This is a genomic window from Parahoeflea alexandrii, from assembly GCF_024105735.1.
Classification (GTDB): domain Bacteria; phylum Pseudomonadota; class Alphaproteobacteria; order Rhizobiales; family Rhizobiaceae; genus Hoeflea; species Hoeflea alexandrii.
In genome coordinates, this window is the sequence record NZ_JAAAML010000002.1 from 502,566 (window position 1) to 523,463 (window position 20,898).

Sequence of the window (20,898 nt, forward strand, 5' to 3'; positions counted from 1 at the left end):
AAACAATGGTTCGGGATTGATGCCACCGTCGAAGCGGGGCCCTTGCTGTGAAGGGTTAGAACAGGCTACCCTGTCCCGGCTCCTTGGGCTTGGCGGCCTTGGCACGCGGCTGTTTCTTCGGAGCCGAGATCGATTGGTCGCTGCTCGCCAGCGCCGAGACCTCGCCATCGGCAAATTCAATGGCGATCATCGTGCCGGCATCTACCTCAGCCGCGCGCGCCAGAACCTTGCGGTCGGAATCGCGGATCACCGCATAGCCGCGTCCAAGCACGCTTTGGTAGGACAGCGATTGCAGCATGCGCGTCTGCGCAGCCAGTCCGCGTTTGCGCTGGTCCAGCATCAGGGTCAACGCATTGTCGGTCCGGCGGACAAGGTCGGTCAGCCGTTCTCTGCCGCGCCCCTGGGTGTCGGTCAGTCTGCGCGGAACCGAGGCCAGGATTTGCGCATGGCGCTCCAGCCGCGATTTCAGCGCATCGAGCCGGCGCTCCTGCACCCGGTCCATGCGCGCGATCTTGTCGCGGACCTGCTGGTGCTTCTCGCGGATGGCCGAGACCAATGCGATCGGCGTTACCCGGGCGGCCTGTTGTTCGAAGCGGCGTCGGCGGTTGGCGGTGTTGAGCTCCAGCGCCCGGCCGAGCGATTGCGCCGAGCGGTCGAGCCGTTGCCGCGGCAGCGCCAGCACGCTGTCGAGCGTCGGCAGGGCCCGCGCCAGTCCCCGGAGAGCCTCACGGCGCCTGTCGAGTGTGCGTGATTGCGCGGATTTCAGCCTGGCGGCGAGCGTTGCCACATGGGCTTCGAGATCAGCCTTTACCGGAACCGCCATTTCGGCCGCGCCCGTGGGTGTCGGCGCGCGCCGGTCGCTGGCATGGTCGATCAGCGTCCAGTCGGTCTCGTGCCCGACGGCCGAGATCAGCGGGATGTCGGATTGGGCGGCGGCGCGCACCACTGCCTCGTCATTGAAGCCCCAGAGATCTTCCAGGCTGCCGCCGCCGCGCGCCACGATGATCAGGTCCGGCCGCCTGATCGGCCCGCCTTTCTCAAATGCATTGAACCCGGCAATTGCCCGGGCGACCTCGTCGCCCGATGTGTCGCCCTGGACCCGCACCGGCCAGACGATGACATGGACGGGAAACCGGTCCTCGATCCGGTGCAGGATATCGCGGATCACCGCGCCCGTGGGCGATGTCACCACGCCGATCACCATCGGCATGTAGGGCAGCAACTGCTTGCGCGCTTCGTCGAACAGCCCCTCGGCGGCAAGCTTGCGCCGCCGTTCCTCGATCAGCGCCATCAGCGCGCCGGCACCCGCCGGCTCCAGCGCCTCGATCACGATCTGGTACTTTGACGAGCCCGCATAGGTGGTGACCTTGCCGGTGGCGATCACTTCCATGCCTTCTTCAGGCCGGTATTTGAGCCGCGAGAACACGCCCTTCCAGATCACCGCCTCGATGCGGGCCTTGTCATCCTTGAGCGAGAAATAGGCATGCCCGGATGAATGTGGACCGCGATAACCGGAAATCTCGCCGCGCACGCGCACATTGCCGAAGGCATCTTCCACCGTCCGGCGGATCGAGCCGGACAGTTCAGTGACCGTGAATTCGGCGGCATTGGTGGGCGAATCATCCAAAAGCGAAGGCATCCCCGAATCCGCACCATGATGCGGCCTGCGTCAAGTCCGCGGTTTGACCGGAAAGCGGACGAACGGCAATGCACTTCACGTTATGGCAGGGCTGGCCTAACATGCTTCCCGAAATCATTTCAAAACCATCGCTTGGTTCGGCTTGCTGGCGAATGTAAACTCAAACATAATTAGTTAAATTTTAGGGTAATTTATAAAAATTGGGACGGACAGGATTTGAGCGCACCGAAAAATTATTTGTCGCGTCTTCCGGATTTGGATCGGCGCGAGCATCCCCGTCGGCAAACCAACAAGGTGGCCACCGTGTATTACCTGCGTCACGGGGTCCGCGGGTACTCGTCGCAATCCTGCAGGATGGACAACATCTCCGAAAGCGGTTGTCATGTCTGCCGGCTGCTGACCGAGCCGATCCCTGATTTCGTTTACTTCGTCCTCGAGGGATTGGAAGCAAAGTTTCCCTGCGCCGTGATTGATCGTTCCGATGATGCCCTGCATCTGAAGTTCATGACCGACCTGCCCACTGCCATGGTCGACAGGATCGCGGACAAGAGGTTCCCCGCGAAATAGGCGGAAAGCGGCAAATGGGCATCTGAGCCCGCCGGGTTGAATTCTGGCGCCGGTCTTTGGCGCGCATTCTGCATTCCGCGACACGAGACGGGACAATTGACTTGAGGGATACAGCGATCATCGGCGGCGCCATCACGGGCGGAAATGTGACCGGCGAAAATCTCAGCGACATCCGGGCGTTTCGGGTGTAGTCGTCAGCCTTAAAAGCTGTACGATTTCCATGTGAGACGCCATGAAGACCGAAATTGAGACCATTCCAGGCGAAACCCCCGGCATTGCCTATGAGCTGATTGTCCACAGGCTTGCAGGCGCGGAACCGCGCGCTCCCCGCGTCTACATCCAGTCGGCTCTCCATGCCGACGAAAGGCCTGGCGTCGCGGCGATGCACTACCTGATCCCGATGCTCGAAAAGGCCGAAGCCGAAGGGCGGTTGCTGGGTTCGGTGACGCTGGTGCCGCATGCCAATCCGATCGGCGCCGCCCAGCATCTCTACGGTGACCACATGGGCCGGTTCTCGACCGGAACCCGCACCAATTTCAACCGTGATTTCCCGGTGCCGGATGTGACCGGCATCAGGCGGCTCGACGCGGCCTCTTCTGCGGTTTTCGCCGAGCGGCGGCTGAAGAGCCGGCTATTGGAGTTGGCCGATGGCTGCCCGATCGTCCTCGACCTGCACTGTGACGACGAGGGCGTGCAATACATCTACGCACCCGAGCAGCTCTGGCCGCAAATGGCTGATCTCGCTGCTTGCCTTGATTGCGAAGCGGCCCTTTTATGGGATTCGGGCTCCGACCGGGCTTTCGAGGAGGCGGTCTTTGAGGAGATGAAGGCCCGCGCGCCCGCTGGGGATCTCACGGGCCATTGCGTCACAACCGTCGAACTGCGCGGCCAGAACGATGTCGATGCGACGCTGGGGCGAAAGGATGCCGAAGGGCTTTACCGTTTCCTGCAGGGCCGTGGCGTTGTCGCGGCTGACGCGAAGCCTCAGCCGGAACTCCGCAAGGATTTTGTCGGCCAGCCTATCCGCCACGTCGAGATGGTGCTGGCGCCTGTTGGAGGCACCATTCTGTTCCATGTTGCGCCCGGTGAAAGGGTAGAGGCGGGGCAGGTGGTGGCTGAGATCATCGTCAGTCCCGGCCGTGAAGCTGGAACCGTGGCGGTTCCAGCACCGCAGGCCGGTTTTGTGCTGACCCGGCGCATCAGGCGCTTCATCCGCATGGGTGACAACCTGCTCAAGATCATCGGTGATCAGCCGGCAGTGGCCTCCCGCAAGGGTGCATTGGAGGACTGAACCCCTACGGGTCCCGGATTTCCAATCACCGGCACCTGCCTGCCTTTGACTTTGCCTGCCGAAACCGCGAACCTGACGCCGGTTGACCAGAACCGGCAGGGGACCGGTCGTGGGCTGAACGCGTGATGTGGGGGAACAGATGGGATTTCGGCTATCGGCGCTGATGCGCGTTGTCTGGACGCTGGCAATTGCAAGTGTGCTCGTCACCGGGGCAGGCGCGGCACAGGCTGCGGACATACGCTACTTCACCATCGGAACCGCCGGGGTTGGCGGAACCTATTTTCCGCTTGCCGGTACCATTGCCAATTCGATCTCCAATCCACCCGGATCGAGGGGATGCGACGAGGGCGGGTCTTGCGGCGTGCCCGGGCTCGTGGCCGTGGCGCAATCCTCCCATGGCTCTGTCTCAAATGTCAGCGCGATCGCGTCGGGTGGACTGAATTCCGGGTTCTCCCAGGCGGATGTCGCCTACTGGGCCTATTCGGGCACCGGCACATTCGAGGGCCGGGAGCCGATGCGCGACCTGCGCGTGATCGCCGCGCTCTACCCCGAGCATGTTCACCTGATTGCCTCGCGCTCCTCGGGTATCGCATCTGTAAAGGACCTGAAAGGCAAGCGGGTTTCGCTCGACAAGACCGATTCGGGTACCTATCCGGACGCCGTTCTGATCCTTGAGGCCTTTGGCATCGGCGAAGCCGATATCACGGTCGAGAATCTCAAGCCGGAATCAGCATCCGAAGCCATGCGCGCGGGAGAGCTCGATGCACTGTTCTTTGTCGGTGGCTATCCGGCCCGTGCACTTGCAGAGCTCGCCGCCCAGGCTGATGTGATCCTGGTCCCGATCTCCGGACCTGAGGTGGACACCATGCTTCTCGAGCACTCGTTCTTCACCCGGGACGAAATCCCCGACGGCGCCTATCCCGATGTCGCAGGCGTCCCGACGGTTGCCGTGGGCGCGCAATGGCTGACCAGCCTGGCTGCGAGCAATGATCTGATCTACGCCATCACCGCTGCGCTGTGGAACAGCAACACGCGGCACCTGCTCGATGTCGGTCACGCCAAGGGTGCATCCGTCACCCGCGAGACTGCGCTCGATGGAATTGGCATTCCGCTGCATCCGGGAGCCGAGCGGTACTATCGCGAGGCCGGCATGATCAGGTAAGGCTTGACCCTTGGCAGAGCGCCGTCGCTGCGGGTCAGCGATGACCGTAATAGAGAGACACCGCGTGTTCGGCCTCCGCGAAAAACAGCCAGCGCTCCGCCAGCAGTCCGATCAGCATCGAGACCGCAGCCAGCAGGTTCACCAGCGCCGGTGCGCCGCTCAGGCCAACGATAGCGAGAACGAGCGCCGGTACGATCCCGCCAAGCACCAGCGCCAGCATGCGAAGCCGGCTTGCGTGCTTGCGGCCGATCCGGTGGACCATCTCGCGCGTCAGGTAATTCTCGCCGGTATGCGGGCGCTCGAGCAGCCGCACCTTGCCGATGAACCCGAGCCCCGTCGCGGTTTCGGGAGTTGAGCCGGCATCGCCAAGCCGCGACCGGCTGGCACGCGCCCACCACATCCACTTGGCTGCCCAGGCAAGGCCGATCAGCCCGATCCCCCAGTACTCCGGCGCCTCGTGCGTGCCGAGCGCTGAGGCCAGCAGCCAGCCGGAGCCGAGCGCAAAGCCGCAATAGACCACCGGGGTGAGCCGGCTGTGCCACTGCGGCACGGTCTTGAGCTGCGCATAGATCATCGAGGTCGTGAACACCGTCAGCGCGGCGCCAAGCGCCGAAAGCAGCCCCAGCACCTGGTGCCGCGAACCAGTGGCAAGCCAGATCAGCACGTAGATGCCGAACAGGATGAGAGTTGCGATCGCCGCAATCCCCTCGCGCGACAGCCAGCTTGAGCGCCACTGGCTCAGCGCCCGCCAGGCCCGTTCAGGATGCCCCAGGTGGAAGGTCGACGCCAGCAGGCCCGCCACCGCGAGACCCCCGCCGACAACGCCGACGAGGAACACCCAGGCGGCGGAAGCATCGACCGGAAAGCCGAGCCCGAGGAGAAAGATCATGCCGAGCCCGGCGCCCGACATGACGGTGAAGAAGATGACGGAAACGGCAGGATGCATGGGACTATCCGAGTTTGTCGAGCGCGGCGTCGAGCCAGCCGAGGAATCCGTCGGCCTTAGGCACGGAAGCCGGGGCGGCGGCGGATGGAGCCGCGGCCTGCGGGCGGGTCTTCGGACGCGGCGGCAGGTACTTGTTGACCGGGTGGGTCTCCATCTCCGGCATCAGGTCGATGCCGCCACGCTCGGCGACCAGCCGCGAGACGTCTGACTCCGGATCGTTGAAATCGCCGAAATGCCGCGCGCTCGAGGGACAGGTGCGCACGCAGGCCGGAATCCGGTCTTCTTCGGGTAAGGTTTCGCTGTAGATCCGGTCGACGCAGAGCGTGCATTTCTTCATCACGTTCTCGACCGGATCCATCTCGCGCGCGCCGTAGGGGCAGGCCCAGGCGCAGAGCCCGCAGCCGATGCACAGGTCCTCGGTGACCAGCACGATGCCATCTTCCGGGCGCTTGTGGCTGGCGCCGGTCGGGCACACGGTCACGCAGGGCGCATCATCGCAATGCAGGCAGGATTTCGGGAAATGCACGATCTGCGCCGGCGCGTCATCGGGCGTCACCTCGAAGGTGTGGATCCGGTTCAGCCAGGCCCCGGAAACATCTGAACCATAGGCATCTATGTCGGCCAGCGGCGAGGCGCCGGCACCTGTGTTCCATTCCTTGCAGTTGACCGCACAGGCATGGCATCCGACGCAGGTGTCGAGATCGATGACCAGGCCAAGCCGCTTTTCGGTGGTGGCGGGAAGACTGGTCATATGGCTTTCCCCCGTCCGAACGCCACGTTGGTCGGCGCCTCTCCAACCGGACTTTTCTGTGCTCTGACGTCAGGCAGGCTTTGCCCGCTGCTCTGGTCGGCATCCCTGCGGATCGAAACCCGCAGATCGAACCAGGCCGCCTGTCCGGTGATCGGGTCGGAATTGGCCCAGCGACGCCCGTCGCCTTTCGGCGGCAGCAACTCGTCGATCAGGTGGTTGAGCAGGAAGCCGCGCGTCGCTTCCGGTGCATCCTTGTCGAGCGCCCAGGCCCCGGCGCGCTTGCCGATGGCGTTCCATGTCCACAGCGTCGAACCGTTGACCGCGTCCATGCGCGCAATCTTGACCCGGATCTCGCCCGATTGGGAGGACACGAGCGCCCAGTCACCAGTCTCCAATCCTTGGGCGTCGCAGACCTCGCCCGGGACATACAGCGCGTTTTCGCCGTGAATTTGCCTCAGCCAGGCATTCTGGGAGCCCCAGGAATGATACATCGCCGCCGGCCGCTGAGTAATCGCGTGCAGCGGATAGGCGTTCTCATCCAGCCCGTCGTCGGCAAAGGGTGGGTACCAGGTCGGCAAAGGGTCGAAACAGGTCCTGATCCGCTCGCGGTGATGTTCCGGCGGCATCGGCTTGATCTTGCCTTCGGCGGCAAGCTGGAACTTGCGCAAGGGCTCCAGATAGAGCTGGAAGATGTTTTCCACCGGCCCGTCCTGCAGCCCTTTTTCAATCGCCCAGTCGCTCCACGCCCGGTTGGCGTGTTTGAAGTAATGCGCCTCTTGCGGCACATGCACCTGCGAGAAGCCGCCGTTCTCAATGTAGCGCTTGATCTGGTCCGGATTGGGCTTGCCCCGGCCGGTCTTGTCGCCGTCTTCGCCGCGCCAGCCCGACAGCGGCCCGATGCCCGGCTTGCGCTGGTGATTGACGATATAGTCGGCATAGTTCTTGTAGACCGGCGAGCCGTCCTCGGCGACCATGCCCGGCAGTTTCAGCCGTGCGCCGAGATCGAGCAGCACGCTCTGGAAGCCGCGCACGTCGCGATCGGGCTCGACCACCGGCCAGCGGATCGAATCGCACAGCGCCTCGGGCTCGCTGATCGGCCGATCGAGCAGCGAGATGCAGTCATGCCGTTCGAGATAGGTGGTGTCGGGCAGGATCAGGTCGGCAAACGCCACCATCTCCGAGGAATAGGCGTCCGAATAGATGATCTTCGGAATCACGTACTCGCCGTCCGCGTCCTTGTCGGTCAGCATCTTCATCACCGAAGAGCTGTTCATCGATGAATTCCAGGCCATGTTGGCCATGTACATGAACAGGACATCGATGCCGTAGGGATCGCGCGCATGGGCATTGGAAATCACCATGTGCATCATGCCGTGCGCCGACAGCGGCGCATCCCAGGAAAACGCCTTGTCGATGCGCTGGGCGGTCTCGCCGTCGGCTTCGAGCAGCAGATCTTCCGGTCCGCGCGGATAGCCCAGATGCGGCCCGGCCAGCGCCGTGTCGGCGCAGGCGCCGCCATGCGGTCGCGGCTGGCCGGCAACCGGCCGCGGGTAGGGCGGCTTGAAGCGGAATCCTCCGGGGCAATCGATCGATCCGACCAGGATCTGCAGCATGTGCAGCGCGCGGCAGGTCTGGAACCCGTTGGAATGGGCTGAAATCCCGCGCATCGCGTGAAACGCCACCGGTCGACCGATCATCCGCTCGTGCCGCTCGCCCTTCATGTCGGTCCAGGGCCGCTCGATCACCACTTCGCGCTCGAAGGCGGCTGCGGCGATCTCGCCGGCGATGCGGGTGATGGTGTCGGCAGCAATTCCGGTCCGCTCGGCAACGGCTGCAGGCGCGTACTGCGGATCGAGATATTTTTGCGCCAGCAGTTCGAACACAGGAATGGCGTGACGGCCGTCCGGCAGTTCGAAACGGCCCTTCAGCGCCGGCTTGATCCCCGGGGTTGCAGACGAGACGGGCTTGCCGGTCTGCCGGTCGGCCACAAGCGGGACACCTTCGTCGTCGCGCGCAAACAACCCGTGACCGGCGCCCTCCGCATCGTCGATCACCAGCCAGGGCGCGTTGGTGTAGCGGATCAGGTAGTCGAGATCGATCTTGCCGGTGCGCATCAGCTCGTGCACCAGCGCCAGGATCAGCAGCCCGTCGGTGCCCGGCGTGATGCCGAGCCATTCATCGGCAATCGCGTTGTAGCCGGTCCGCACCGGATTGACGCCGATCACCTTGACGCCGCGCTCCTTGAGTTTGCCCAGGCCCATCTTGATCGGGTTGGAATCGTGATCCTCGGCCACGCCGAAAATCATGAACAGCTCGGTCTTCTCCCAGTCCGGTGCTCCAAACTCCCAAAAGGCCCCGCCCATCGTGTAGATGCCGGCGGCAGCCATGTTGACCGAGCAGAAACCGCCATGGGCTGCGTAATTGGGAGTACCGTACTGCTGCGCCCACCAGCCGGTCATCGACTGGCTCTGGTCGCGCCCGGTGAAGAATGCTAGCTTCCGCGGATCGGAGCTGCGGACCTCACCGAGCCATTGGGTGGCAAGCTCCAGCGCCTCGTCCCATTCGATTTCCTTGAATTCGCCCGAACCTCGTTCGCCGGTCCTTAGCAAGGGCTTCTTCAGCCGTGCCGGTGAATAATGCTGCATGATCCCCGCCGACCCCTTGGCGCAGAGCACGCCCTTGTTGATCGGGTGATCCCGGTTGCCCTCGATATAGTGGACCTTGCCTTCCGCCATGTGGACATTGATGCCGCACCTGCAGGCACACATGTAACAGGTGGTCTTGCGAATTTCGGTCTTGCCGTCAGCCGCGCCCGGAGCCCTGCTGGTCTGGTTCATTCACCCTCCCCAAGACGTGCTGCCCGATAGCCTCGTTGCAACACGTTTTCGTCTTTGCCCCTAAAGGCAAACCGACGTCGCCCGCCTCCGCGACCGCACGTCAAACGGACCGTGCAGCCGGGAAAATGTCAAGCCGGGTGGATAAAGCCAGTTTACCTAGTTCTAGGTCCAGATAGGCGCAGGCACGGGGAGACCTGCATCTTGGGCATGCAGGCGGAGTGAGCCGCTAAGCGATCGCTGGCGCGGCAAGTAGGAAACAGATCCGGAGACTTCGCGCCCGGAACCGAAATGATCAGCAGGCAGCTTTTCCCGGTGGTCTGCAATAAAGCCCGTGCAGAACCTCAAGCACCGCACCCACTTCCTTGCCTTTCAGCGAATAATAGATGGTCTGGGCGTCCCGCCGGGTGTTGACCAGATCCGCGTCGCGCAACTTTCGCAGATGGTGCGACATTGCCGGTTGCGACAGGCCCGCCATGTCGGCCAGCTTCAAGACGCTCTGTTCGCCATCAAGCAGGATGCACAGGATACGCAGCCGGACGGGTTGCGACAGCATCTCCATCAGTTTGGCCGCTTCACTCATCCGCGGCTCCATTTCAAGCATGTCCTGGGCGTCAAGCATCTCCGGCATCCCGTTCGATCACATTAATGAGCTCTTATATAAGGAAGTCTCACCGATGTTTCAACCTGCAAACGCTCCGGTGCTGTCGCGCTCGATCAGCTCAACATCGAGGATGGTCGTCTCGATCGGTGGGTTGGAGCTGGCGCCGATATGCTCAATCAGTACCCGGGCGGCGGTCAGGCCCAGCTTTTTTCGCGGTTGCCGTATCGTCGTCAATGCCGGAATGAAGCACTGGGCTATGGCGATATCGTCAAAGCCGACGACGGAGACATCGCCAGGAACCGATATCCCTTGCCGTGCCAATTCCGAGATGAACCCGAATGCCATCTGGTCGGACTGGCTGAACACGGCGCTGGGTCTCTGATCCAGTTCGAGCCAGCTTTGCGCTGCCCGCGCACCGGCATCAAGGCTGAAGTCGCCTGCGAAGACATGTTCGGGCGCCATTGCCAGGCCCTTTTCCGTCAAGGCATCGATGGCACCCTTGCTCCTGGCATGGGTCAGAACATTATCATCCGGGCCGGTGATCATGCCGATGATCCGGTGCCCCAACCCCGCAAGATGGGCGATCGCGAGCTCGCCCCCATGTGCGTTGTTGGCGCGAACGGATGAAAATTCGCCCCCCGGCGTCCATTCGCAGGCAAAGATGATCGGCGGAGCCCCGATACCGGAACTGGCGACTGCCAGAATGGCGTCTGGCAGCGAGCCGTCGAGCGCGATGATCCCGTCGGCCCGGGTGGCGTGCAGGTATTCGAGAACCAGTTGCGGCTTCATGTGCGCCTGCCGCGTATCGACGACAAGCATGTTGATATCGCTTTCCGACAGCACCGTCTCGATCCCGGCGAGGATTTCGGAGAAGAACGGATTGCCGATATTGGGAACCAGGATGACGATCGCGCCGGTGCGCTGACGCCGCAGGTTCCGCGCCGACAGATTGACCCGGTACCCGGTCTTCTCTGCTGCGGCAAGAACTGTGTTACGCGTTGATTCAGCGACGCTTTCCGGTTTGCTCAAGGCGCGGCTGACGGTCGCGGTGGAGACCCCTGCGAGCCGTGCGACATCGGTAATCTTGGGAGCTTTGGGTTCCATGATGAGTTGCATTCCCGCTTCTGGGAGACGGGCTTGAGGCACGTTCCGCAAATATCACTTGACTCCAAATCTCATCGCGGTCAACCTTTATGTAATCGATTGCAGTGCAGCATTTTATTCTTCGATGTAATCGATTGAAAATGGTGTGAGGACACCGGTGGGCCCGGATCGCTGCGGCAGAGCAGCAAGGCCGGGAGGAGGAACATTCCTGGGAGGGAACTCGATGAATACATTCAAGCTATTTCTTGCCGGTGCATCCGCGCTGGCGCTTTCGACGTCTGTCAACGCGACCGATCTGGAAGTCACCCACTGGTGGACCTCCGGCGGCGAAGCTGCGGCTGTTGCCGAATTTGCCAAGGCGTTTGACGCCACCGGCAACAAATGGGTCGACGGCGCCATCGCCGGCGGCGGCGGCACCGCACGCCCGGTCATGATTTCCCGCATCACCGGCGGTGATCCGATGGCAGCCACCCAGTTCAACCATGGCCGTCAGGCCGAAGAGCTTGTCGAGGCGGGCCTGATGCTCGATCTCACCGAGCTGGCCGAAAAGGAAGGCTGGAAGGATATCGTCAATCCGCCGAGCCTGCTCGACAGCTGCACGCTCGATGGCAAGATCTACTGCGTTCCAGTGAACATCCATTCGCCACAGTGGCTGTGGCTGTCCCATGCGGCCTTCGAGAAGGCTGGCGTGCCCGTTCCCGGCAATTGGGATGAATATGTTGCCGCGGCGCCGAAGCTGCGCGAAGCCGGCATTCAGCCGCTCGCTCTCGGTCAGCAGCCCTGGCAGTCGAACCTGCTTTTCGGCGCGGTCCAGATCGGTGTCGGCGGGCTTGACCTGTGGAAGCAGATCAATCTGGAAAAGGACGTGGCTGCGGCCAGCGGTCCTGAAATGGCCAAGGTCTTTCAGGCCATGGCCGATGCCCGCAACATGGCGGATGGCTCCAATGTTCAGGACTGGAACCAAGCAACCAACATGGTCATCACCGGTACCGCCGGTGGCCAGATCATGGGAGACTGGGCCCAGGGTGAATTCCAGGTTGCCAATCAGGTGGCCGGCGAAGATTACACCTGCCTTCCGGGGCTTGGCGTCAACGAATACCTCTCAACCGGTGGTGACGCCTTCTATTTTCCGAAGCTGAAGGATCCTGAAAAGGCGGCGGCACAGCTTGAGCTGGCCTCGATGATGATCTCGAAGGAAGCCCAGGTTGCCTTCAACCTGAAAAAGGGCTCGCTTCCTATCCGCGGCGATATCAACCTCTCCGCAGCCAATGACTGCATGAAAAAGGGTCTGGAGATCCTTGCGACCGGCAATCTGCTCCCCTCGGGCGATCAGGTTTTCTCGGCCGATACCCAGACCCAGTTCAACGATCTCATGGTTGAGTTCATGAACGACAAGAGCATCACGCCAGAAGATGCTCAGGAGCGCTACGCCGCCATCGTCGAAGCTGCTGACTGATCAAAGACCTGATCATGCCACCGGTCCGCGCAGGCGGGCCGGTGGTTCTCAGTCACCTGGAGACCGGCGATGACCACCACCAGCACGGCTGCGGCCTCGCAGCGCCCGATACGCCTCTTTCGCAACAAGGCAGCCAAGATTGCCGCCATTCCCATGATTCTGACTGCGCTGGTGGTCTTCATGGGGGGAACCATCTGGACGATTGTCTTCTCGTTCACCAAGTCCCGACTGTTGCCCAGGGCGGACTTTATTGGTCTTGATCAGTACGAACGCCTCTGGTCGAGCTCCAAATGGATGATCGCGATCGAGAACCTGATCATCTTCGGCCTGTGTTCGCTGGTCTTCTCGCTTGTCATCGGGTTCGTTCTCGCCGCCCTGCTTGATCAGAAGATCCGGTTCGAAAACACGTTCCGGACCATCATGCTCTATCCCTTTGCCCTGTCCTTCATCGTCACCGGTCTGGTCTGGCAATGGATTCTCAACCCGGATTTCGGCATTCAGCACGTGGTTCGCTCGGCCGGATGGGAAAGCTTCTCCTTCGACCCGCTCAACAATCAGGCGATTGTCATCTACGGCATTCTCATTGCCGGGCTCTGGCAGGGCACCGGCCTGATCATGTGTCTCATGCTCGCAGGCCTGCGCGGCATCGACGAGGACATCTGGAAGGCGGCCCGCGTCGACGGAATCCCTGCCTGGAAGACCTATATCTTTATCGTCATCCCGATGATGCGGCCGGTCTTCGTCACCACGCTGGTGATCATCGCCTCCGGCATCGTCAGGCTCTATGACCTCGTCGTCGCCCAGACCTCCGGTGGACCGGGCATCGCCTCGGAGGTTCCGGCCAAATATGTCTATGACGCGATGTTCCTGTCGCAGAATCTCGGCCAGGGCTTTGCCGGCTCGACGATGATGCTGCTCGCGGTTCTGATCGTCCTCATCCCCTGGGCCTACATGGAATTCGGAGGACGCCAGCGTGACTGACGTGACCAGCCTGAACGCGCCACATGCCGTCACCACCAGACGTCTGGACGGACCCAGTGGCGCCAAACCGAAACGCGCCATTTCCCCGCGCAACGTCTTCATCTACGGCACCTTGCTGCTGGTTTCGGTCTACTACCTGCTGCCGCTTTACGTGATGATCGTGACCTCGCTGAAGGGCATGCCCGAAATCCGGCTCGGCAACATCTTCGCCCCGCCGGTGGAGGTGACCTTCGAGCCTTGGGTCAAGGCCTGGGCCACGGCCTGCACGGGGCTTAACTGCGATGGACTTTCGCGCGGCTTCTGGAATTCTGTGCAGATCACCGTGCCCTCCGTCATCCTGTCCATCGCCATCGCCTCGGTGAACGGCTACGCGCTCGCCAACTGGCGCTTCAAGGGCGCCGATGTCTTCTTCACCATCCTGATCTTCGGTGCCTTCATTCCCTACCAGGTGATGCTCTATCCGATTGTCATCCTGCTGCGCGAACTCGGTATTTACGGCACACTCTGGGGCCTCATTCTCGTCCACACGATTTTCGGCATGCCCATCCTGACGCTGCTTTTCCGCAACTACTTTACCTCGGTGCCGGAAGAGCTGTTCAAGGCGGCGCGCGTCGACGGGGCCGGCTTCTGGGGCATCTATTTCAAGATCATGCTGCCGATGAGCTTGCCGATCTTCGTTGTCGCCATGATCATCCAGATCACCGGCGTCTGGAACGACTTCCTGTTCGGTGTCGTCTACACCAAGCCCGATGTCTATCCGATGACCGTGCAGCTCAACAACATCGTCAATTCGGTGCAGGGCGTGAAGGAGTACAATGTGAACATGGCGGCGACCATCATCACCGGGCTTGTTCCGCTGATTGTCTACTTCGTTTCCGGAAAGCTTTTCGTGCGCGGCATCGCCGCCGGTGCGGTGAAAGGGTAAGTATCGTGACCAGTGTATCGATCCGTGATCTGACGCTGAAATTCGGGTCTCTCGAAGTTCTCAAATCGCTCAACCTCGACATTGATGAAGGCGAATTTCTCGTCCTTCTCGGACCCTCGGGCTGCGGCAAGTCCACCTTGCTCAACTGCATTGCCGGCCTGCTCGATATCTCCGATGGCCAGATTTTCATCGGCGGCAACAATGTCACCTGGTCCGAGCCCAGCGAACGCGGCATCGGCATGGTGTTCCAGTCCTATGCGCTCTATCCGCAGATGACGGTCGAGGGCAACCTCGCATTCGGCCTGAAGAACGCCCGCATGCCGAAGGACCAGATCGCCGAGCGGATAGCCCGGGCAGCCGAAGTCCTGCAGATCGAGCCCCTGCTCAAGCGCAAGCCGGCACAGCTGTCGGGTGGTCAGCGCCAGCGGGTCGCCATCGGCCGCGCGCTGGTGCGCGATGTCGACGTGTTCCTGTTCGACGAGCCTTTGTCCAATCTCGATGCCAAGTTGCGTGCCGAATTGCGCGTCGAGATCAAGCGGCTGCATCACCGGCTCAAGAACACCATGATCTACGTCACCCACGACCAGATCGAGGCGCTGACATTGGCCGACCGCATCGCGATCATGCGCAACGGCATCATCCAGCAGCTTGATACGCCGCACGAGATCTACAACCGCCCGGTCAATCTCTATGTGGCCGGTTTCATGGGCTCGCCGGGGATGAATTTCATCGAGGGCGACATCACGCATCACAGCGAAGCCGCGATCAATTTCGGCTCCACCCGGATCCCGCTGGAACGATATCCCTTCATACGGTCCGACCGGCCCGAGAAAGCGATATTCGGGATCAGGCCGGAACATGTGAGCTGCGGAGCGGCCGCAGCCGGTGAACCCTTTACAGCTGATGTGGAGATCGAGGTGGTCGAGCCCATGGGAGCGGACACGCTCGTCTGGGCCGTGCTGGACGGAAAGGAATTCCGCTTCCGGGTCGACGGCCAAAGCCCCTTGCGCGCCGGCGAGACCGCGCGGATCGGCTTTGATCCGGCCAAGGCATCGATCTTCGACATGGCGACAGAACTCCGGCTCTGACGAAAATCAGCGCGGGATCGCAGGTCGGTCGGGCGCTTCAGACTAACTAGCATCTCGCCCTGTTTCGGCGGGCGAGGTCGCGGAAACCGACAAACCAGACGACACTCAGACAAGGCAAGATCAGGAAAGCCCACTCTCATGAACCTCTCGTTTCAGCTCTACAGCGCCCGCAACTTTCAGCCCTGGCAGGATGTCCTGGCGATGCTCGCCCGCACCGGTTACCGCAATGTCGAGGGCTTTGGCGGGGTCTATGAAGATCCCTCCGCATTTCGCGGGCTCATGAATCAGAACGGACTTGCCATGCCGTCCGGGCATTTTTCCTTGGACGCGCTGGAAGGCGACATTGATGCGGTGCTGAAGACCGCTTCCGTGCTCGGCATCGAGCGGATCTTCTGCCCGCATATCGCAGCTGACCAGCGCCCGTCGGACAAGGCAGGCTGGCAGGAATTTGCAGCCCGCCTGAGCGCGGTTGGCGAGAATGTTCGTGCGGCGGGATTCGGTTTCGGCTGGCACAATCATGATTTCGAGTTCGTCCCGCTGGCCGATGGATCGGTGCCGATGCAGATCCTGCTTGAAACCGCACCGGACATCGATTGGGAGGCCGATATCGCATGGGTGATTCGCGGTGGCGCCGATGCGGCGGACTGGATTGCCCGGCATGGCAAGCGGATCACCGCGGTTCACGTCAAGGACATCGCGGCAGCCGGTGAGGCCTCGGACGAGGACGGCTGGGCCGATGTGGGGCACGGCACGGTCGACTGGACGGCCCTGTTCCGGCAATTGAAGGCCGAAACCCCTGCCGGGCTCTTTATCATGGAGCATGACAATCCCTCCGATGTCGGCCGGTTCGCATCCCGATCCCTCGACTGGTGCAAGAGCACCGCGGAGTAATGGACATGACCAAGATTCTCGGCGTCGGCATCATCGGCTGCGGCAACATCTCGACCTCTTACTTGAAGCTTGCTCCGCTGTTCAGGGGGATCGAGGTTCGCGCCTGCGCCGACATCAATCCCGAGGCAGCCAGCGCCCGCGCGGCCGAATACGGCATCCGGGCCGAAAGCGTCGAGGATCTTCTCGCTGCTGACGACATCGACATGATCGTCAACCTGACGGTGCCCGCAGTCCATTATGCGGTTTCTGCCCAGGCGCTCGATGCCGGCAAGCATGTCTATTCGGAAAAGCCTTTCGTGCTCTCGGTTGCCGAGGGCCGCGACCTTGCGGAGAGAGCCGCGAAGAAGGGGCTCCGGGTCGGCTCTGCCCCGGACACCTTCCTGGGCGGTGCGCACCAGCTGGCGCGGCATCTGGTTGAGGACGGTTCCGTCGGTCGCATCACTGGCGGCACCTGCCACGTGTTGAGCCCCGGCATGGAGCACTGGCACCCCAATCCGGATTTCTTCTTCAAGCCCGGCGGCGGTCCGGTACTTGATCTCGGCCCCTATTACATTTCCAATCTCGTGCAGCTGATCGGGCCGGTCGTCCGAGTTGGAGCCATGTCCTCGATTCCCAGCCCCGAGCGCAAGATCACCTCGGAGCCGCGCAATGGCGAGATGATCACGGTCGAGACCCCGACCACAATCCATGCGCTGCTGGAGTTCGCCAATGGTGCGGTCGTCACCCTCGGCGCCAGCTGGGACGTCAAGGCGCACGGCCATCGGCCGATGGAACTCTACGGAACCGATGCCAGCCTCGTGGTTCCCGATCCCAATTTCTTCGGCGGCAAGGTCGAACTCATTGGACAGGGCGGCGAAGCCAGGGCCTTGCCGGAATGGGACCATGCGCTCGGTGTTCCCAACCAGCAGCACAACCAGGGCATGATGGCCAATTACCGCACCGCGGGCCTTGCCGACATGGCGCTCGCCATCCTCGAAAACCGGTCGCACCGTTGCTCGCTCGAGTTTGCGCTCCATGTGGTAGACGTTATGACAGCCATTCTCCACTCGGGGGAAAGCGGCGAATTCATTCGCCTGACCACCAGCTGCGAGCAACCTGCCTCCCTCGGGATCGAGGAGGCGGCCGCGCTCCTCAACACGAAAGACGTCTGACCATGTGGACACCCGCAGCCAATCGCTATGATTCCATGAGCTATCGCCGGACCGGCCGGTCCGGCCTCAAACTTCCGGCGATTTCACTCGGCCTGTGGCACAATTTCGGCGGTGACACGCCGCATGAACTTAAGCGCGAGCTGTGCCGCACGGCGTTTGATCTCGGCATCACCCATTTCGATCTGGCCAACAACTACGGTCCGCCCCCCGGCTCGGCCGAAACAGCATTCGGCGAGATCCTGAAGACCGATTTCCATGGCCTGCGCGACGAGATGATCATCTCGTCAAAGGCCGGCTACGGCATGTGGCCCGGTCCCTACGGCGAATGGGGCAGCCGCAAATATCTGGTCTCGAGCTGCGACCAGAGCCTTAAGCGCATGGGCCTAGATTACGTCGACATCTTCTATTCGCACCGCTTCGATCCCGACACGCCGCTGGAAGAAACCATGATGGCGCTCGATCACATCGTCCGCTCTGGCCGGGCGCTCTATGCCGGGATCTCCAGCTACAATTCGAAGCGCACGAAAGAAGCAGCTGCCATTCTCAAGCAGCTCGGCACGCCATGCCTCATTCACCAGCCGAGCTATTCGATGATCAACCGCTGGGTCGAGGATGACGGCCTGCTTGATACACTCGACGAAGAAGGCATCGGTTCGATCGTCTTCTCGCCGCTGGCCCAGGGCATGCTCACCGGCAAATATCTGGGCGGCATTCCGGAAGACAGCCGCGCCGCGCAGGACAAGTCGCTCAATGCGGATTTCCTCAACGAGCGCAATCTCGGCAACATCCGCGCACTCAACGACATCGCCAAACGCCGAGGCCAGACGCTGGCGCAAATGGCGCTCGCCTGGGTGCTGCGTGGCGGAAGGGTCACGTCGGCCCTGATCGGCGCAAGCCGTCCGCAGCAGATCGTTGATTGTGTCGGTGCGCTCGAAAATCAGGAGTTTACCGAAGCCGAACTCAACGAAATCGACGGCTACGCCCGTGACGCCGACATCAACCTGTGGGCGGCATCCGCCGAACGTGAGGGACCGAAGAGAAAATGATCACAAACCCGATTCTGCCCGGCTTCAATCCGGACCCTTCGATCTGCCGGGCAGGACCGGACTACTACATCGCCACTTCGACCTTCGAGTGGTACCCCGGTGTGCAGATCCATCATTCGACGGATCTGGTCAACTGGCGGCTGGTGAGCCGTCCGCTCAACCGCGCCAGCCAGCTCGACATGCGCGGCAACCCCGATTCCTGTGGCATCTGGGCGCCCTGCCTGTCCTATGCGGACGGGTTGTTCTGGCTGGTCTACACCGACGTCAAGCGGCTCGACGGCAACTTCAAGGACGCCCACAATTACATCGTCACTGCCCCGGACATTGCCGGCCCCTGGTCCGATCCGGTCTATGTCAATTCGTCCGGTTTCGACCCGTCCCTGTTTCATGATGAGGACCGCCGCAAATGGTTCCTCAACATGGTCTGGAACCATCGTACGGATTCGGTTGGCGGCAACCCAAAGCATCCCGCCTTCGCTGGTATCCTGGCGCAGGAATACGACCCGGCTGCCGGCAAGCTGATCGGTGAGCCGGTCAACATCTTCGCCGGCAGCTCGCACGGTCTGGTCGAAGGCTCGCACCTGTTCCGGCGCGATGGCTGGTACTATCTCACCGTGGCGGAGGGCGGCACCGGTTACGATCACGCCGTCACCATGGCGCGGTCGCGCAGTCTGACCGGACCCTATGAGCTGCATCCCGACACGTTCCTGATGACCTCGAAGGACGCGCCCGATGCGCCCTTGCAGCGCGCCGGCCATGGCCAGATGGTCGAGACGCCTGACGGGCAGGTCTACCACACCCATCTCTGCTCCCGGCCATTGCCGGGCATCCGCCGCTCGCCGCTCGGCCGCGAGACGGCGATCCAGAAATGCGTCTGGGGCGAGGATGGCTGGCTGCGCCTGGCTCACGGCGGTCTGGTTCCGGCGCTGGAAGTGGACGCACCCGACGCCAACAGCCGCAAGCTGCCCGTCGATCCTGTCCGCTGGGAGTTTTCAGGCGACAGGCTGCCCGAGGATTTCCAGTGGCTTCGCACGCCTTACCCGGAGCGGATCTTCTCGATGACCGGTTCCGCTCTGCGGCTTCATGCGCGCGAATCCATCGGCAGCTGGTTCGAGCAGGCGCTGGTGGCCAGACGCCAGGAGCATCTCGCGTTCCGCGCTGAAACCAGCGTGAGGTTTGCACCGCGCAATTTCCAGCAGACTGCCGGGCTGGTGCACTATTACAACCGCAGCAAGTTCCATTACCTGGCCGTCACCTGGCACGAGGAACTCGGGAGGGTGCTGACCATCCTGAGCTGTCCTGGAGACTGGCCGCATGGCAAGCTGGAGTTCCCCCTCGCAAAACCCGTCGCCCTGCCGGCGGATGGCCGGGTCGAGCTGGCCATGGAGGTTGGTGGCGCCGATCTGCAGTTTCAATGGCGCGTGCCCGGCACGGACTGGCAGGCTGTCGGCCCGGTGCTTGATGCCAGCGTCATCTCGGACGAAGGCGGGCGCGGCGAACACGCCTCCTTTACCGGCGCATTCACCGGGATGGCCGCCTTCGATACCTCCGGCAGTGCCATCTCTGCCGATTTCGACCGCTTCGACTATATCCCCGCTCAAACCTGATGCGGAGCACGCTGTGCATCTGTGAGCCTGCCACCGGCGCCGTCGAGGAACTGCTTCGCACCAACCGGCTCATCGAGGCCCCGAACTGGATGCCTGATGGCACGTCACTGATCGTCAACGGCGATGGCCGCATGTTCCGGGTTTCGCTCGCAGCAGCCGAGCTTGTTGCACTCGACACCGGCCACGCGGTCAAGTGCAACAATGATCACGGCATCTCGCCCGACGGAAGTCTGCTGGCGATCAGCGATTCGACCGATACCGGGCAGTCCTGCATCTGGGTGTTGCCCGCCGCCGGCGGTACGCCACGGCGCATCACCGCAAAGGTCCCGTCCTGGTGGCACGGCTGGTCGCCCGACGGCAGGACACTCGCCTATGTCGGCCGCCGGGATGGCGCGTTCGGCATCTACACGATTGGCGTTGATGGTGGCGCCGAGCAGCATATTGTCAGCGGCGGTGGCCATTATGACGGCCCTGACTATTCGCCCGACGGCGCCTGGATCTGGTTCAATTCCGACCGCGGCGGCTCCATGGACCTTTGGCGGATCCCCGTTTCAGGCGGCACGCCCGAACAGATGACCGATGACGAGCGGGTCAACTGGTTCCCGCACCCGTCTCCCGATGGCCGGGCGGTGCTCTATCTCAGCTATGAACCCGGAACCGAAGGTCATCCACGCGATCGCGATGTGGAGTTGCGGCTGCTCGATCCGGCGGATGGATCGGTTCGGACATTGCTGGCGCTGTTCGGCGGCCAGGGAACGATCAACGTGCCCTGCTGGTCGCCCGACGCACGGCGCTTCGCCTTCGTGCGGTATGGGCGGAGCAAGGACTGACCGCCGTCGTCGATCGGGGATGGCC

The 20,898-nt window shown here is 62.4% G+C and carries 18 protein-coding genes; 12 read left to right on the forward strand and 6 right to left on the reverse strand.

The features are described 5' to 3' along the window. Positions 1 to 55: 55 nt before the first annotated feature. The gene (gene xseA / locus GTW23_RS12135; protein ID WP_252915960.1) at positions 56 to 1,639 is read right to left on the reverse strand and encodes an exodeoxyribonuclease VII large subunit; all 1,584 of its coding nucleotides are present in this window, start codon (positions 1,637 to 1,639) and stop codon (positions 56 to 58) included. A gap of 216 nt (positions 1,640 to 1,855) precedes the next feature. Here xseA and GTW23_RS12140 point away from each other — a divergent pair, with 216 nt between their 5' ends. From GTW23_RS12140 to GTW23_RS12150, 3 genes are all read left to right on the forward strand, one after another. Continuing rightward, the gene (locus tag GTW23_RS12140) at positions 1,856 to 2,206 is read left to right on the forward strand and encodes a PilZ domain-containing protein (RefSeq protein ID WP_193217383.1); all 351 of its coding nucleotides are present in this window, start codon (positions 1,856 to 1,858) and stop codon (positions 2,204 to 2,206) included. Positions 2,207 to 2,438: 232 nt separating this feature from the next. Next, complete coding sequence (locus tag GTW23_RS12145; RefSeq protein WP_252915961.1) at positions 2,439 to 3,497, forward strand: succinylglutamate desuccinylase/aspartoacylase domain-containing protein; 1,059 nt, start codon at positions 2,439 to 2,441, stop codon at positions 3,495 to 3,497. 139 nt (positions 3,498 to 3,636) lie between these two features. After that, positions 3,637 to 4,659, forward strand: a complete 1,023-nt coding sequence (locus tag GTW23_RS12150) for a TAXI family TRAP transporter solute-binding subunit (protein ID WP_252915962.1) — start codon at positions 3,637 to 3,639, stop codon at positions 4,657 to 4,659. 34 nt (positions 4,660 to 4,693) lie between these two features. Here the strand turns inward: GTW23_RS12150 and GTW23_RS12155 are convergent, their stop codons facing one another. The 5 genes from GTW23_RS12155 to GTW23_RS12175 form a co-directional block, all read right to left on the reverse strand. Continuing rightward, on the reverse strand, positions 4,694 to 5,605 hold the full coding sequence (locus GTW23_RS12155; RefSeq protein ID WP_252915963.1) for a dimethyl sulfoxide reductase anchor subunit family protein: 912 nt from the start codon (positions 5,603 to 5,605) through the stop codon (positions 4,694 to 4,696). 4 nt (positions 5,606 to 5,609) lie between these two features. Then, a complete protein-coding gene (locus GTW23_RS12160; RefSeq protein ID WP_252915964.1) occupies positions 5,610 to 6,356 on the reverse strand; it encodes a 4Fe-4S dicluster domain-containing protein in 747 nt (248 codons plus the stop codon). Next, complete coding sequence (locus GTW23_RS12165; RefSeq protein ID WP_252915965.1) at positions 6,353 to 9,193, reverse strand: molybdopterin oxidoreductase family protein; 2,841 nt, start codon at positions 9,191 to 9,193, stop codon at positions 6,353 to 6,355. Before GTW23_RS12165 ends, GTW23_RS12160 begins: the two co-directional genes overlap by 4 nt. 292 nt (positions 9,194 to 9,485) lie before the next feature. Beyond that, the gene (locus tag GTW23_RS12170; protein ID WP_152010937.1) at positions 9,486 to 9,812 is read right to left on the reverse strand and encodes an ArsR/SmtB family transcription factor; all 327 of its coding nucleotides are present in this window, start codon (positions 9,810 to 9,812) and stop codon (positions 9,486 to 9,488) included. Positions 9,813 to 9,872: 60 nt separating this feature from the next. Beyond that, positions 9,873 to 10,898, reverse strand: coding sequence for a LacI family DNA-binding transcriptional regulator (locus GTW23_RS12175; RefSeq protein ID WP_252915966.1), 1,026 nt, complete (start codon positions 10,896 to 10,898; stop codon positions 9,873 to 9,875). A 223-nt stretch (positions 10,899 to 11,121) separates the two neighbouring features. Between GTW23_RS12175 and GTW23_RS12180 the strand changes: the two genes are divergently transcribed. From GTW23_RS12180 to GTW23_RS12220, 9 genes are all read left to right on the forward strand, one after another. Further along, complete coding sequence (locus GTW23_RS12180; RefSeq protein ID WP_152010935.1) at positions 11,122 to 12,354, forward strand: ABC transporter substrate-binding protein; 1,233 nt, start codon at positions 11,122 to 11,124, stop codon at positions 12,352 to 12,354. A 69-nt stretch (positions 12,355 to 12,423) separates the two neighbouring features. Then, positions 12,424 to 13,335: a carbohydrate ABC transporter permease gene (locus tag GTW23_RS12185; protein ID WP_152010934.1), complete on the forward strand. Its 912-nt coding sequence runs from the start codon at positions 12,424 to 12,426 to the stop codon at positions 13,333 to 13,335. Beyond that, the gene (locus tag GTW23_RS12190; protein ID WP_152010933.1) at positions 13,328 to 14,260 is read left to right on the forward strand and encodes a carbohydrate ABC transporter permease; all 933 of its coding nucleotides are present in this window, start codon (positions 13,328 to 13,330) and stop codon (positions 14,258 to 14,260) included. The genes GTW23_RS12185 and GTW23_RS12190 overlap by 8 nt, the downstream gene beginning before the upstream one ends. Positions 14,261 to 14,265: 5 nt before the next feature. Beyond that, on the forward strand, positions 14,266 to 15,348 hold the full coding sequence (locus tag GTW23_RS12195) for an ABC transporter ATP-binding protein (protein ID WP_252915967.1): 1,083 nt from the start codon (positions 14,266 to 14,268) through the stop codon (positions 15,346 to 15,348). Between the two features lie 138 nt (positions 15,349 to 15,486). Next, positions 15,487 to 16,239: a sugar phosphate isomerase/epimerase family protein gene (locus tag GTW23_RS12200; protein ID WP_152010931.1), complete on the forward strand. Its 753-nt coding sequence runs from the start codon at positions 15,487 to 15,489 to the stop codon at positions 16,237 to 16,239. Between the two features lie 5 nt (positions 16,240 to 16,244). Then, positions 16,245 to 17,390 carry a Gfo/Idh/MocA family protein gene (locus GTW23_RS12205; RefSeq protein ID WP_152010930.1) on the forward strand — a complete coding sequence of 382 codons (1,146 nt, stop codon included), beginning with the start codon at positions 16,245 to 16,247 and terminating at the stop codon, positions 17,388 to 17,390. A 2-nt stretch (positions 17,391 to 17,392) separates the two neighbouring features. Next, complete coding sequence (mgrA, locus tag GTW23_RS12210) at positions 17,393 to 18,436, forward strand: L-glyceraldehyde 3-phosphate reductase (protein ID WP_152010929.1); 1,044 nt, start codon at positions 17,393 to 17,395, stop codon at positions 18,434 to 18,436. Next, complete coding sequence (locus tag GTW23_RS12215; RefSeq protein WP_152010928.1) at positions 18,433 to 20,043, forward strand: glycoside hydrolase family 43 protein; 1,611 nt, start codon at positions 18,433 to 18,435, stop codon at positions 20,041 to 20,043. The genes mgrA and GTW23_RS12215 overlap by 4 nt, the downstream gene beginning before the upstream one ends. Beyond that, positions 20,043 to 20,873, forward strand: a complete 831-nt coding sequence (locus tag GTW23_RS12220; protein WP_252915968.1) for a TolB family protein — start codon at positions 20,043 to 20,045, stop codon at positions 20,871 to 20,873. The genes GTW23_RS12215 and GTW23_RS12220 overlap by 1 nt, the downstream gene beginning before the upstream one ends. Positions 20,874 to 20,898: the final 25 nt, after the last annotated feature.